This is a genomic window from Shimia sp. FJ5 (genome assembly GCF_032918335.1).
GTDB classification, from domain to species: Bacteria; Pseudomonadota; Alphaproteobacteria; order Rhodobacterales; family Rhodobacteraceae; genus Shimia; species Shimia aestuarii_A.
The window spans coordinates 13,234-27,297 of sequence record NZ_JAWJUV010000005.1; the positions used below are offsets into that span (position 1 = coordinate 13,234).

Below are 14,064 nucleotides of genomic sequence, written 5' to 3' on the forward strand. Positions count from 1 at the left end.
GTTCATTGGTGAGCAAATCCCTATCCGATCTAGTGGCGAACAGCTCGCGCCCTGATAGCGCGCTTGAGCGGCGGCGCACGGTTCTACGCTATCTTCTCGTGACAAGTGGGGTTGTGCGGGATCCGATTATCGTTCTGACCTTTCTCAGCAGCCTGTCGCGCACGGGGTTGATGTATTCGATCAACGAAACCGCGCGCACTGCGGAGGACGGGATCAGTTATTGGGCGCTTGGAATTATCGCCTGTGCGCTGGCGATGTTGTTCTTCGGCTATGTGCTTCGGATTCGTCTGCACAAGCTCATCACGCGGGTGCGCGAGGCGACGCGAATCCGGCTTGCACGGACACTTTTGCGGGCGGATATCGATTTCCTTCAGTCGAGCCCGCACGGGCAGGTTCATAGCGCGATCACCCACGAGGTTGACCAGATGTCGGGGGCGATCGTCAACGTGGTCGAGACCGTTGAGGCGCTCGTGATCGTGATCTTTGTCGTACCTTACCTGTTCTGGATCAGCTGGACTTCGGGGATGGCGACCGTGGCGGCGATCACGGTGGGTACACTCGGCTATCTGTTCTTCGACCGTCCGGCCCGGCGCAGCATGTCGATTGCGTCGGATGCGCGGGGGCGGTTCTTTGACCGAGCGCGCGATCTGTTGTCGGGATGGAAAGAACTCCGCCTGCGCAGTGCGCGGCGCAAGGCGCTTGAGGCAGAGACGATCGAGGTCATCGGCGAGGTCACGCAGCACACGATTGCAGCCGAAAAATACTATGCCGCAAGCAACGCGATCGGGCAGGCGGCGGTGGTGCTTCTTCTATGTTTCGTGGTGATCGTGATTCCGCTTTTGCCGGGTGGGGGCGTGGCAGTGATGTTCCAGGTGCTCACGGTGATCTTCCTGACGAGCGGCCCCATCGAGATGATGTTTGGCGCTTTCCCGGTTCTGAGCCGGGCGGAGCATTCCTACTATCGCATTCAAGCGGTGGAAGAGGCGCTTCTCAAGGCGCAGTCCTCTGCGCTTGATGGTCCGGTCGAGGTTCCGGACGGGTTCAAGGAAATCCGTCTCGAACAGATCGCGGCGCGGGTTGGCGAGGATGATGGTCATGGCGGAGAAGCGTTTCAGCTTGGCCCGGTCGACCTCACCTTCACCCCTGGCGAGACAGTGTTCATCTGTGGCGGCAACGGATCCGGCAAGACGACGCTTCTTGATATCATCACAGGCTTGCGGCATCCCGATAGCGGCGAGGTGCGTCTTGATGGTGTGCCGCTCGACGCAGAGAGCCGCGCGTCGTATCGTGAGCTGTTCTCTTCAGTGTTCAGCAGCTTCCATCTTTTCTCGCGGGCCTATGGTCTTAAGGCGGAAGAGCTTGACCAGTTGCAGAAGCGCGTTGGGGAGCTCAACCTCTCAGGGCGCGTGACGATCCTCGAGGACAAGTTTTCGACGCTGGCGCTTTCGGCAGGGCAGAAACGCAGGCTCGCGCTTTCAGTGGCGCTTGCCGAACGCCGCCCGATCATCGTTCTTGACGAGTTCGCCGCCGACCAAGATCCGGCGCACAGGGCGTTCTTTTATGATGTCCTGATTCCTGAGCTTTCTAAAGGTGGACAACTCGTGATCGCGATCACCCATGACGACCACCAGTTCGATAAGTGCGATCGCCTTATCAAGATGGCGGATGGGAAGGTCGAGAGCGTCACCAAACCGCGGCAGGTTGCATAAGCATGGCGCAGACGGTCACGCGACAGACCGCGCGCCTCATTGCGCTTGCCATGGTGGCGACGGGTTTCGTGATCGTGGCGGTCAATGTCCTGATTTATTGGGCACGCGCCCTCTATGCGGTCAATCATCCAGAGTATGTCGCGCTTCAGCCCGCAACGATCAGCCAGACCCTGTCAGATGCCTATATCGGGCCGTTTTTCGCGACATGGATGCTCGTCTGTGCGCCGATCCTGTTTCTTGGGGTCGCGCTTCTCGTGTGGGCGGCGTGGGTCGAGTTTCGGCGTTCGAAGCTTGGCACAGCGCCTGAGATGCGTCGCATCCAGATTCTGTCGGGGCTTGTCGTCCTACTTCAGGCGGGGGCATCCGTCGGGATGGTGATGCTGAGCCACTTCCGGTTTCCAGACAATCACGTCCTGCACATGCAGGGGTCTTATCTTTTCTTCTTTTCGCAGGCCTTTGTGATCGTGGTCGGAGAGATGCTCTCACGCGCCTATGCGAGACAGCCGGACGGGGCGAGCTTTCTCAGCGATGCCGGGGCGCGCCTGCGTCGTTGGTATGTTTGGGTACCAATTGGTCTTGGGGTGCTGTACCTGTCGCTTTTCGTGCTCAAGGGGTATGACCTCGGCGCGATCTATGACGCGGCCTACCTCACCTATACGCTCACCGAGCCGGTGTTGCTCACGTCATTCCTTGGCTATGTTCTAACCTATCATTTTGATATGGGGCAGGCGCTTTGGGCCTATTTGCGGTCGCGGTCGAGCGCCAAGAGCATCTGAGCGGCCCGGCGGGCGCGTTGCAGTGCCGTAACATGGGCGAGGATCGCGAAGAGCGCGAGGCCGTAGACGACGATGCGATCCGCATAGGCCGAGAGGATGCCCGCGAGGACGAGCATCCCGCAGAGAAAGATCACCCGTTCCATACGTTCGAAAAAATCCGGCCAGTTGTCGTTGTTGATCGGGGTTTCGATCGCGGTGCGGGCCTTGGCGTAGCTTGTGAAAACGCTTCCGGCGAGGGCGAGCATCGCCAGCGGCCAGGCGTCATGCATATAGCCGAGCGTCGCGAGCACGATCAGTTCCTGGTAGCGGTCCACCATCGCATCGAAATAGCCGCCCCGGCGCGAGCGCATGTCACGGCGGCGGGCCACGGCCCCATCGAGGGCATCAAAGACGAAGGCGAGCGCGAGCGTCAGACCATAGACCACGGGCATCGTGTGCCAAAGGTAGAGGCCGGAGACGAGGGTCACGAGGACCAGTCCCGCGAAGGTGACCTGGTTCGGGGTCATGCGGGCACGCACGAGGGGCGTCGCCATCGCTTCCCAAAGCGGGTCGATCTTGGATTTGATGAGGCCGTCGATCATGGCGGGGCTTTCTACGGATAGCTCTTGAGGATGTGGCGGCGAATTTTCTCGAGGCGCGCATTGCGGGCGGCGAGGGCTTCGACACGGGCCGGATCGGGGGCGAAGACGCCGGTGGTCCGTGTGCGCAGGGTTGCTGCCGCGTCGCACGCCGAGGCGGCCCAGCCGAGGGTTTTCGCTGCAAGGGTCGCCGTGCCAAGGACACCGGCGTGCCGGGCTTCGCCGACCCAGACCTCGCGGTTGAGCGCATCGGCAACCGTTTGGGCAAAGGCGGCGTTGGCCGCGACGCCACCGACCATCGAGATTGGGCCGTCCTTATGGATCGCGCGTTCGCGCATCAGTTTGCCATAGGACCAGCGCAGGTTCAGTGCGACCCCTTCGAGGGCGGCGCGGCGCAGGGCGCAGGCATCATGGTGCAGCGCAAGCCCATGGAACACGCCGCGGATCGCGTCATTGTCGACGGGCACGCGTTCGCCCGCGAGCCATGGCAGGAAGAACGGGTCGTCCTCTTGTGGCGCTCCCATGTTGTCAAAGGCGCCTTTGAGGGCTTCGCCTTCGGTTTCTCCACCGCTCACACGGACCGCCCATTCGAGGGCCGATCCGGCGTTCTCTTGCGAGGCGATGAGGAGCGGGCGGTAGGCGAGGCTCGAGGTCAGGGTGGCGTAGGAAGACGCGACCGAGAGCACGCGGCCCGGCATGAAGCCAGCGATCCAGCAACTTGTCGCGGCGGCGATATGGAGCGCGCCATCTGCGACCTGTCCAGACCCGAGGGCGGCGGCCGTCACGTCGGATGTGCCGCCAAGGACGAGGGTATCGGGGGCAAGGCCGAGGTCTTCGGCGGCTTGTTTGGTCAGGGGGCCGAGCACCTCTTCGCCATCGACCATCTCGGGCATCCGGTCGAGCGCGATACCGGTCATGGCAGAGAGCGCAGGGGACCAGCCTTCTTGGCCTGGGCGGGTGTCCATAAGCCATGTGAGGTTGGCGCTTTCGGGGCATGTGGTAAAGCGGCCCGTGGCGCGGTGCAGGAGCCAGTCTTTGACGTCGAGGATCCAGCGAGTCTGGCGGTAGATCTCGGGCTCTTGCGACTTGATCCAGAGGATCTTGGCCGTGGGGTCCATGCCGTTGCGCGCGGGCGCGCCATTGGCGATGCGGAGCCAGCGGGCGAGCTTGTCGATGCGGTAGCCATGCGCCGAGGGGAAACCACCGATCAAGGCGCGTCCGGTTTCGGCAGCGCGTTTGTCGAGCCACGTCAGGCAGGGGCGTAGCGGGGTGCCTTGTTCGTCGGTGCAGATGACGCCGCAAAGCTGGCTAGAGAAGACGAGCGCAGCGGCACGGTCGCGCAACGCAGGCACCTCGGCGCGCAGGGTTGCCAAGGCGCGGGCGAGGGCGTCCCACCAATCAGGGGGGCTTTGTTCGGCGATGCCACCGGTCGCAAGCGAAAGCGGGTAGGTTTCTGTGGCGCGGGCGAGGAGCCGAAGATCGTCATCAACAACCCCGACCTTGACGCCGGATGTGCCGAAATCGGCGGAAATCACGAGATCGCCCTTCGGCACGGGAGAAATCCTTTCAGTCTTATCTTGCGCGCAAGCTTGCATGGAACCGGGCCTCAGGCAAGCGCTGCGCGGTAGAGTGAGAGGTAGTCGGGCCCCAGCGCCGACACATCGAACTCGGCGGCGCGGGTGGCGCACCAATCGCGCAGGCGGGTGTGTTCGACCGGATCAGAGGCGAGAGCGATGATGCGTTCGGCCAAAGCCGAGGCGTTGCCGGGCGGCGCAAGAAGTGCCGCGCCTTCGCCGCTGAGAACGGAGGCATAACCGGCGTTTTGAGCTGCAATAGGGACTGTTCCGGCGGACATGGCCTCGATCAGGACGAGGCCAAAGCTCTCGCCGCCGCGGGCCGGGGCGACAAACAGGTCAGCGCCGGCGATCAAGGCGCGCGCGGCTGTGGCATCGGGAGGCGGCAGGAAGCGGATCGAGGGGAAGGGCGCGGCGCGGTTGCGCAGATCGGCCTCGAGTGCGCCACTCCCCGCGATTGTGAGCGTTGCGCCGGGGAGGGCGGCGGCCACATCCGGCCAGGCCTCGAGAAGCACTTGCACGCCTTTGCGCTCTTCGAGGCGACCCATATAGACGATCTGCGGTGCATCGCGGCGCAGAGGCATGTCGCGCTTTGCGGCGCGCCAATCGGAGAGATCGATCGTGGGCGGCAGGATCAACGGAAGGGGGGCGGCGCCGCGCCGTTGCCATTGGTCCAGCGGAGCACGGGAGGGTACGACAACCCGAGACACACGGGCGTTGAAATAGTCACCGGCCTTGCCGAGCGCCCAGGCCAAGGGATCGAACCCACCTTCGGGCAGCGTTGCGTGAAAGGTCGCCACGGTGGGAAGGTTGAGCGCGCGCCAGACCTGCCATGGCAGGAGCGGCGTCCAAGGTGTGTGGAGGTGCACCACATCGGCGCCCCAGTCCTGCAAGGTCTCGACCGCAGCGGAGATTTCCGCGCGGGTTGCCCGGGTCAGCTCAAAACGGGTGCCGTGCACGGAGATATTGCGCACGTGCCCAAGCGTGAGCACATCCGGCGCGGCATCCCCTTCGCCGGGCGGGGCCACAATGCGGACTTCGTGGCCAGCGGCCCCACACCAGCCTGCAAGCGCACGGATATGGGATTGCACGCCGCCGGGGCGGGTCATGGCATAGGGTGTGATATGGACGATTTTCATGCGCGCCGCGAGAGCCCCAACTTGCGAATGAAATAGCCTTACCATAGGGTTAACCCTGTATTCGAGGGCTTTCGGAAGGGCTTCTTAAAATGAGCGAAGTGAGCGCGCTGATCGTAGCGGCAGGGCGAGGTATCCGCATGGGATCGCGCGGGGAAATGACACCGAAAGGTCTTTTGGAGATTGACGGCACGGCGCTTGTTGCCCGCTCGGTTGCTCTTCTCAAGAAAAGTGGGGTCAAGCGGGTGCGCATCGTGACCGGCCATCTTGCCGAGCAATATGAGGCGGCCTTTGGCGATATGGAGGGCGTTGACCTTGTTCATAACCCTGCGTTTGCGACGACAGGCAGCGGGCTTTCGATGATGACCGGGCTTGCAGAGATGGCGGGGCCGGTCCTCCTTTTGGAGTCCGATCTCGTCTATGAGGCAGCGGCGCTTGGCTCTTTGCATCAGGGCGAGTCGTGTATCCTTGTGTCGGGCGAGTCCAATGCGGGCGATGAGGTCTATATCTGGACGCGAGAAGGGGCCAATGGCGGACCTGTCTTTGACATGATGTCGAAGAATATCGCGGCAGTGGAGGCACAGCACTTTGGCGAACTGGTCGGAATCAGCCGGTTTACGGCCGAAGATACGGAGCGACTCAAGGCGGCGGCGGAGACGGTCCTAGAGCAAGATCCCAAGGCGGACTACGAGGAGACCGTGATCCACATGGCAAGAACGCAGGATATCGCCTGTCGCAAGATCGAGGATCTGGCATGGAGCGAGATCGATAGCGAGATCATGTATGCCCATGCTCTCAAAGAGGTTTGGCCAAAGATCGTTGCGCGGGACGGCGCGCGATAAGGCGAAGACCCGCCGTTTTGTGACCCGAAAAGCACAACATGTCGCAGTGCCATTGAGCCGGGGCAGGCGGAATGCTATCTTGAAAACATGCCCGGCACCGGGGCGGATCGGTGCGCTATAAGGAGGGCAGATCTCTGTCTCTGAATTCTGACGTGGCTCCAGCCGCTGATACCGGGCCCGACATAGCGGGCGCCACCGAGGGTGCGACCAGCGACGCTTTGCTCGCGCGTATCCTCACCTCACTCGACGACGACAAGGCCGAAGATATCGTGCAGATTGATCTGCGCGGCAAATCGGCCATGGCGGATTACATGGTAATCTGCTCTGGCCGCTCTACGCGGCAGGTCGCGGCGATTTCGGAAAAGCTTATCGATCGGATCAAGTCCGAGTTCGGGCGGCTTTCCAAGGTCGAGGGTAAGGAAACCGGCGATTGGGTGCTGATCGACACGGGGGACGTGATTGTTCACGTTTTCCGGCCAGAAGTGCGCGAGTTCTACCAGATCGAAAAGATGTGGCTACCGGGCGGCACCGCCTGATCCACGTCGAAAGGTAAGACATGGCGCTTGGCGTGCATATTTGCGCGGTGGGTCGGCTACGGTCCGGTCCGGAGCGTGATCTCCTTGATGACTACCTCAAACGGTTCGACCGCACAGGGCGGGGCCTCGGCCTTGGCCCTGCGACGGTGCATGAGGTCGAGGACAAGAAGGGCGGCGGCATGAGCGCCGAGGCGCCTCTTTTGGAGGGGGTGATCCCCAAGGGCGCGGTGATCTGTGCCCTTGATGAGCGCGGCAAGCTCATGTCCTCGCCCGAGTTTGCCGACATGCTTGCCGGATGGCGGGATATGGGGCGCGGCGACGTGGCCTTTGTGATTGGCGGCGCGGATGGGATTAATCCGGGCCTACGGGCACAGGCGGATGCCAAGCTCTCGTTTGGCAAGATGGTTTGGCCGCATATGCTTGCGCGGGTGATGCTTGGCGAACAGCTTTACCGCGCGGCGTCGATTCTCGCGGGCGCGCCGTACCACCGGGTCTGAGGGGCCAGCCCCTCTTGGGCCTTTGGCCCAATTCACCCCGGGATATTTCCAGCAAGAGGAAGGGTTTGCAGGTCTGCGCGCGGCGTGGTGCCTCGTTTGGGCTTGCCTGATGGTGGAATTGGTTATATTTCCTTACCAATCCTAAGAGAGCGGAGCCCGCCATGCAGATGCCAGCCCCCAATCAGGCCATTCTTGCCCGCAAAGAGCGGATCGTCGCGCGGCTGCGTGGTGTTCTTCCCGGCGATGCAGTGATCGACGACGAGGCCGAGACGCGCGCCTATGAGTGCGATGCGCTGACGGCGTATCGGTGCCCGCCTCTCGCGGCGGTTCTTCCTGCGACAACCGAAGAGGTCGCGGCGGTGTTGAAGATTTGCCACGAAGAGGGCGTGCCAGTCGTGCCGCGCGGGGCGGGGACATCGCTTGCCGGAGGGGCGATGCCAACGGCGGATTCGATCATCCTTGGGGTGGCGCGGATGAACGAGGTTCTTGAGACCGACTATGAAAACCGATTCATCCGGGTGCAAACCGGGCGCACGAACCTCAGCGTGTCGGGCGCGGTGGAGGAAGACGGGTTCTTCTATGCGCCCGACCCGTCCTCGCAGCTTGCCTGCGCCATCGCGGGCAATATCGCGATGAATTCTGGCGGCGCGCATTGCCTGAAATATGGGGTGACGACGAATAACCTTCTCGGTGTCACGATGGTGATGATGGATGGTGAGATCGTGGAGATCGGCGGCGCATATCTTGATGCAGGTGGCCTTGATCTTCTCGGGTTGATCTGTGGCTCCGAGGGGCAATTGGGCGTGGTGACGGAAGCGACGCTGCGCATCTTGCGCAAGCCCGAGGGTGCGCGACCTGTGCTTATGGGGTTTGATAGCAACGAAGTCGCCGGGGAATGCGTGAGCGACATTATCAAGGCAGGTATCCTGCCGGTCGCGATCGAGTTCATGGATCGGCCTTGTATCCGGGCGACGGAGGCGTTTGCCGGGGCGGGCTATCCAGATTGCGAGGCGCTCCTGATCGTGGAAGTCGAGGGCAGCGAGGAAGAGATCGACGCCCAGCTCGCGCGGATCATGGCGATCGCGCGGAAGCATAACCCGGTCGAACTCCGCGAGAGTGGTAGCCCGGAAGAAAGCGCGAAGATCTGGCTTGGGCGCAAATCGGCCTTCGGGGCGATGGGGCAGATCAACGATTACATGTGCCTTGACGGTACGATCCCTGTTTCGCAGCTTCCGTATGTGCTGCGACGGATCGGGGAGATGTCGAAAGAGTACGGGCTCGACGTGGGCAACGTGTTCCATGCGGGGGACGGCAACATGCATCCGCTGATCCTCTTTGATGCCAACAAGCCGGGTGATCTTGAGCGGTGCGAGGCGTTCGGGGCGGATATCCTGAAGCTTTGTGTCGAAGTTGGTGGCTGCCTGACGGGAGAGCATGGGGTCGGGATCGAAAAGCGTGATCTGATGGTGGATCAGTATGCGCCGGAAGACCTTGAGATACAGATGGCGGTCAAGGATGTGTTTGACCCTAGCTGGCTCCTGAACCCGGCAAAGGTCTTTCCGCTCGCAGCGAGCGAAGCCCGGCGGATGGCAGCGGAATAGGGGGCTTTGCCCCCGGCCTTGCGGCCTCCCCCAGAGTATTTTTCCAGAGAAGAAGCCCATGACACCTGAGACTGAAGCGGCACTGGCCGAGATCGTGAAAAGCGCGGAGGGGCCGTTGCGGATTGTCGGCGGTGGCACGCGGGATATTGGCGCGCCGGTCGTGGGCGAGGCGCTCTCGACGGCGGGGTTGAGTGGCGTGACGCTCTATGAGCCGGGCGCGCTCACGCTTGTGGCGCAGGCGGGGACGCCTGTGGCCGAGATTGAAGCGGTGCTTGCGGCGGAAGGCCAGCGCCTTGCGTTCGAGCCGATGGATCACCGTGCGCTTCTTGGCACCGACGGGACGCCGACGATTGGCGGGGTCGTGGCGGCGAATGTGTCGGGGCCGCGGCGAATCCAAGTTGGGGCGTGCCGGGATTCCCTATTGGGTGTGCGGTTTGTCGATGGCATGGGGCGCGTGCTCAAGAACGGCGGGCGCGTGATGAAGAATGTGACGGGCTATGACCTTGTGAAGCTTATGGCCGGGTCGTGGGGAACGCTTGGCGTCTTGAGCGAGGTGTCTTTGAAGGTTCAGGCGGTGCCGGAGGCGGAGGCGACGCTTTTGGGGCGTGGCCTCGAGAATTCTGCCGCGGTCAAAGCGCTCTCTTCGGTGCTCGGGTCGCCTTATGATGTCAGCGGTGCGGCGGTCTCCGGTGGTGCAGCGTTGGTGCGGCTTGAGGGGCTTGGGGATTCTGTTTCCTACCGGGTGAAACGCCTCTTGGATGTCGCGTGCGCAGGCTGGGAGGTTGTTGAGGGCGAGGCAAGCGCGGCGCTTTGGCGGGGTGTTCGCGATGTGACGCCCTTTGCCGGACGCGCAGGCACGGTCTGGCGCGTTTCGGTGAAGCCATCAGACGGCCCGGCGCTTGTCGCGGCGCTTGGCGGGCCGGAGGCAATCCTTGATTGGGGGGGTGGCCTTGTCTGGCTCTTGGTTGAAGAAGATGCGGCGGAACGGGTGCGGGCAGAGGTCGCGCGGCTTGGCGGTCATGCGACGCTTGTACGGGCGCCGGACGCGATCCGCGCGGCGATCCCGGCATTTCAGCCGGAGGCGGCACCACTTGCGGCGATCAGTCGGGGCCTGCGCGAGAAGTTTGATCCGCGCGGCATTCTTAATCCGGGATTGATGGGGTAGGCACATGCAGACGCATTTCACCGAAGACCAGTTGAAAGACCCCGGTATCCAGCGGGCGAATGAAATCTTGCGCGCTTGTGTGCACTGCGGGTTCTGCACGGCGACCTGCCCGACCTATCAGGTTCTTGGCGACGAGTTGGATAGCCCGCGGGGGCGCATCTACCAGATCAAGGATATGCTCGAGAACGAGCGAGTGCCGGATGAAAAGACCGTCTTGCATGTGGATCGGTGTCTGTCTTGCCTTGCCTGTATGACGACCTGTCCCTCGGGCGTGCATTACATGCATCTTGTCGATCATGCGCGGGAGTACATCGAGACCAATTACAAGCGGCCTTTCATGGATCGGGCCTTGCGTTGGGTTCTGGCGCGCATATTGCCTTATCCGACGCGGTTCCGGCTTGCGCTACTCGGGGCGAAAATCGGGCGGCCTTTTGCCTTCCTGATGCCGGATGCGCGGTTGCGTGCGATGCTTGAGATGGCGCCGAAGTCGATCCCGCCAGTGAGCCGCAATGACGATCCACAAAGCTTTGCGCCGGACACGCCAAAGAAAATGCGGGTGGCCTTGATGACGGGCTGTGCGCAGAAGGCGCTCAATACCGATATCAACGATGCCACGATCCGCCTTTTGAGGCGGCTTGGTTGCGAGGTCGTTGTTGCCGAGGGGGCCGGGTGTTGTGGGGCGCTCACACATCACATGGGCAAGGCGAAGGAAAGCCATGCCACGGCGGCGAAGAATATTCGCGCCTGGGCACGAGAGATGGATGGCGAGGGGCTTGATGCGATTGTCATCAATACCTCGGGCTGTGGCACGACGGTCAAGGACTATGGGCATATGTTCCGCAACGAGGCGCTTGCGGAGGATGCCAAGCGGGTCAGCGACATCGCGATGGACGTCTCAGAGGTCTTGATGAAGCTCGACCTGCCGGAGGGAGCGGACAAGGAGACGGTTGTCGCCTATCACGCGGCCTGTTCGTTGCAGCATGGGCAGCAGATCAAGACCTATCCCAAGGATCTCTTGAAACGCGCCGGGTTTACCGTTGTGGAGCCGGCAGATAGCCATCTCTGCTGTGGCTCGGCGGGGACATATAACCTCATGCAGCCGGAAATCTCGGGTAAGCTCAAGGCGCGCAAAGTGCGCACGCTCGAGGCCAAGAAACCGGATATCATCGCGGCGGGGAATATCGGATGTATGGTACAGATCGGATCCGGTACGGAGATTCCCATTGTCCATACGGTTGAACTTCTCGACTGGGCGACGGGCGGGCCTCAACCTGCGGCGCTCACTGAGCCGGGCAAACGCGCCCCAGAGGTGCCGATCCTGCGGTAGTCGCGATCCTGCCCCAGTTTCGCCTTTTCGGTTCGGTATCACGGGGCGACACATGATGGGGAGCCATATGCGGCAGGTCGGATTATTGCTTGTGCTTATGCTTGGCATCGCGCGGGGCGCGGTGGCGGGGGATTCCGCAGTGTCGCGGCTTGAGAGCGGCGATGCGGTGCGCGGATGGGAGGCTGTCGGGCGGCTCGAGATTGGCGGCAAGGGGTTCTGCACAGGGGCGCTTATTGCGCCGGATCTTGTTCTGACGGCGGCGCATTGTCTTTTTGACAAGGTGAGCCGGAAACGGATCGGGGCCGGGAAGATCGAGTTCCGCGCCGGATGGCGCAACGGGCGCGCGGCGGCCTATCGTTCGGTTCGGCAGGCGGTTGTGCATCCTGAATATCGCTATGATGACGAGAAAAGCGCCCGGCAAGTGGGGCGCGATCTTGCGCTTCTGCGGCTGCACCATCCGGTGCGCAATCCCAAGATGCAGCCCTTTGAGGTCGGTCCGGCAATGCGGCCTGGTGCTAAGGTTGGCGTTGTGTCCTACGCGCGCGACCGGGACGACGTGCCCGCGCTTCAGGAGAGCTGCGAAGTGATCGGGCGGCAACAGGGCGTCTATGCCACGAGTTGTCGCGTTGATTTCGGAAGCAGCGGCGCGCCGGTGTTCAGCTTTGAGGGCGGTACGCCGAAGCTTATCTCTGTGATCTCGGCCAAGAGCCGGCTTGGCGCGCGGGATGTGGCGCTTGGCGTGGCGCTGGATCGACGTCTGCAGCGGCTCATCGCGGCGCTTGATGCCGAGGGCGACCGGGGTGCGACCGGGGCAAAATTCCTGAGGCCATGAGGATACGGCTTCTCATAGGTGCGGCGTGTGTCGCGGCGATGCCCGCGTTTGGGGAGGAAGGTTTGCGCGCGCTGCGTAGCCGAGGTGAGTTGATCGGCTGGGAGGCCGTGGGCCGCGTGGCGCTTGCGGGGAAGGGTTATTGCACCGGGGTGCTCATTTCGAGCGAACTTGTCCTGACGGCGGCGCATTGTGTCTATGACGAAGAGGGACAGGCGATCCCGCCGGAGCGCATCCGGTTCGAGGCGGGCTATGTGTCGGGGTCCGCTCTTGCCGAGAGGAAAGTGGACCGGGTCGTTGCAGAAGAGGGGTTCGTGCCTAGCCGGGATGGGCGGATCGCGACCGCAATGATGCGGCACGACATTGCGCTTCTAAGGCTCGCCTTTCCGATCACGATCAGTGAGGCGAATCCTTTTGCGCTCTATGATGAACCCCAGGCGGGGGACCGCGTTTCAGTTCTCAGCTATGGCAAGGGACGCAGCGAGCATCTTTCGTGGCAGCGCGACTGCGCGATCCTTGAGCGCGGACGTGGCTTGATGAGCTTTGACTGCGATGTCACGTTCGGATCGTCCGGGGCGCCGGTCTTCGCGCGCTATGGGAACCGGGTACGAATCCTGTCGCTCGTGTCGGCCATGGGGCGCGATAGGGGGGGGCGCAAAGTAGGCTATGGGATGGAACTCCCCCAGATCGTGGCCCGGCTCAAGGCGCGGATGCGCGGGCAGGGGCTTGCTACGGTGAAGGGCACAGACGGCGCGCGGCGGGTCATGGTGGGCGGTGCGCGCAAGGCCTCGGGGGCAAAGTTTCTTCGGGTCGATTGATCCCTTGAAAAGCCGCCTCGGTGCACACATCTCTTGGGAAGCGGGACGCCTAGACAGGGTTCCGTGTCACCAAACGCCTGTCCCGATGGGAAGGCCAAACCATAGTTGTCGCTCAAAGGAGGATGACACATGCGTCACTTTGATTTCGCACCGCTTTACCGCTCGTCGGTCGGTTTCGACCAGCTTGCCAGCCTGATGGATCGTGCCCTGTCGACCGAGGCAGGACAGCCGAGCTACCCCCCCCTATAACATCGAGAAAACCGCTGAAGATGCCTATCGCATCTCGATTGCCGTTGCCGGGTTCGGCGCGGATGACCTTGGCATCGAAGTCAAGGAAAACGCGCTTGTCGTGACCGCACGCAAGGCGGAAGAGGATGACGCCAGAACCTATCTTCATCGCGGCATCGCCACCCGCGCATTTGAGCGCCGGTTCCATCTTGCAGACCATGTGCGCGTGATTGGTGCGCGCCATGAGGATGGGATGCTTCATATCGACCTCGAGCGCGAGATTCCCGAAGCGCTCAAGCCGCGCCGCATTGCGATTGCGAACGGCAAGGAGGTCGAGAAGGACGTGGTTGACGCGAAAGCCGTCAACTAAGCCTGCATCCGGTTTTCCAATTCCCGGACGAGACCCCCGGTTGCGCCGCAGCCGGGGGTTTTTTGTCGGAGCGCGCGT

13 protein-coding genes and 1 pseudogene are annotated in these 14,064 nt (G+C 62.5%); 11 read left to right on the plus strand and 3 right to left on the minus strand.

What is annotated here, in order from left to right; genetic code table 11:
* Positions 1 to 8: 8 nt before the first annotated feature.
* Positions 9 to 1,709 carry a cyclic peptide export ABC transporter gene (locus R1W01_RS15185; protein WP_243613678.1) on the plus strand — a complete coding sequence of 567 codons (1,701 nt, stop codon included), beginning with the start codon at positions 9 to 11 and terminating at the stop codon, positions 1,707 to 1,709.
* Positions 1,710 to 1,711: 2 nt separating this feature from the next.
* Positions 1,712 to 2,485 (plus strand): Frag1/DRAM/Sfk1 family protein, encoded by a 774-nt coding sequence (locus tag R1W01_RS15190; protein ID WP_243613679.1) that lies wholly within the window; start codon positions 1,712 to 1,714, stop codon positions 2,483 to 2,485.
* Here the strand turns inward: R1W01_RS15190 and R1W01_RS15195 are convergent.
* Genes R1W01_RS15195 through R1W01_RS15205 form a run of 3 tightly spaced genes read right to left on the minus strand, consistent with a single transcriptional unit; the run spans position 2,449 to position 5,776 of the window.
* The gene (locus tag R1W01_RS15195) at positions 2,449 to 3,066 is read right to left on the minus strand and encodes a CDP-alcohol phosphatidyltransferase family protein (protein ID WP_297758189.1); all 618 of its coding nucleotides are present in this window, start codon (positions 3,064 to 3,066) and stop codon (positions 2,449 to 2,451) included. The two genes, R1W01_RS15190 and R1W01_RS15195, sit on opposite strands and share 37 nt — an antisense overlap.
* An 11-nt stretch (positions 3,067 to 3,077) precedes the next feature.
* The gene (locus R1W01_RS15200) at positions 3,078 to 4,616 is read right to left on the minus strand and encodes a xylulokinase (RefSeq protein ID WP_297758186.1); all 1,539 of its coding nucleotides are present in this window, start codon (positions 4,614 to 4,616) and stop codon (positions 3,078 to 3,080) included.
* A 53-nt stretch (positions 4,617 to 4,669) separates the two neighbouring features.
* Complete coding sequence (locus R1W01_RS15205) at positions 4,670 to 5,776, minus strand: glycosyltransferase family 4 protein (RefSeq protein WP_297758183.1); 1,107 nt, start codon at positions 5,774 to 5,776, stop codon at positions 4,670 to 4,672.
* Between the two features lie 89 nt (positions 5,777 to 5,865).
* Between R1W01_RS15205 and R1W01_RS15210 the strand changes: the two genes are divergently transcribed.
* The 9 genes and pseudogenes from R1W01_RS15210 (at position 5,866) to R1W01_RS15250 (ending at position 13,986) form a co-directional block, all read left to right on the plus strand.
* Positions 5,866 to 6,615: a phosphocholine cytidylyltransferase family protein gene (locus R1W01_RS15210; protein ID WP_297758180.1), complete on the plus strand. Its 750-nt coding sequence runs from the start codon at positions 5,866 to 5,868 to the stop codon at positions 6,613 to 6,615.
* Positions 6,616 to 6,767: 152 nt separating this feature from the next.
* On the plus strand, positions 6,768 to 7,151 hold the full coding sequence (gene rsfS / locus R1W01_RS15215) for a ribosome silencing factor (protein ID WP_411028169.1): 384 nt from the start codon (positions 6,768 to 6,770) through the stop codon (positions 7,149 to 7,151).
* Positions 7,152 to 7,171: 20 nt separating this feature from the next.
* Entirely contained in the window at positions 7,172 to 7,648 is a 477-nt protein-coding gene (gene rlmH, locus R1W01_RS15220; protein WP_297758177.1) for a 23S rRNA (pseudouridine(1915)-N(3))-methyltransferase RlmH, read from the plus strand.
* 161 nt (positions 7,649 to 7,809) lie between these two features.
* Positions 7,810 to 9,249 carry an FAD-linked oxidase C-terminal domain-containing protein gene (locus tag R1W01_RS15225; protein WP_297758174.1) on the plus strand — a complete coding sequence of 480 codons (1,440 nt, stop codon included), beginning with the start codon at positions 7,810 to 7,812 and terminating at the stop codon, positions 9,247 to 9,249.
* A 58-nt stretch (positions 9,250 to 9,307) separates the two neighbouring features.
* Complete coding sequence (glcE, locus tag R1W01_RS15230; protein ID WP_297758171.1) at positions 9,308 to 10,414, plus strand: glycolate oxidase subunit GlcE; 1,107 nt, start codon at positions 9,308 to 9,310, stop codon at positions 10,412 to 10,414.
* A gap of 4 nt (positions 10,415 to 10,418) precedes the next feature.
* Positions 10,419 to 11,741 (plus strand): glycolate oxidase subunit GlcF, encoded by a 1,323-nt coding sequence (gene glcF / locus R1W01_RS15235; RefSeq protein ID WP_297758168.1) that lies wholly within the window; start codon positions 10,419 to 10,421, stop codon positions 11,739 to 11,741.
* 52 nt (positions 11,742 to 11,793) lie between these two features.
* Complete coding sequence (locus R1W01_RS15240) at positions 11,794 to 12,573, plus strand: trypsin-like serine peptidase (protein WP_297758165.1); 780 nt, start codon at positions 11,794 to 11,796, stop codon at positions 12,571 to 12,573.
* A 62-nt stretch (positions 12,574 to 12,635) separates the two neighbouring features.
* Positions 12,636 to 13,388 (plus strand): trypsin-like serine peptidase, encoded by a 753-nt coding sequence (locus R1W01_RS15245; RefSeq protein ID WP_317275307.1) that lies wholly within the window; start codon positions 12,636 to 12,638, stop codon positions 13,386 to 13,388.
* A gap of 129 nt (positions 13,389 to 13,517) precedes the next feature.
* Positions 13,518 to 13,986 (plus strand): annotated as a pseudogene (locus tag R1W01_RS15250) (Hsp20 family protein).
* The last annotated feature ends 78 nt before the right edge of the window (positions 13,987 to 14,064 follow it).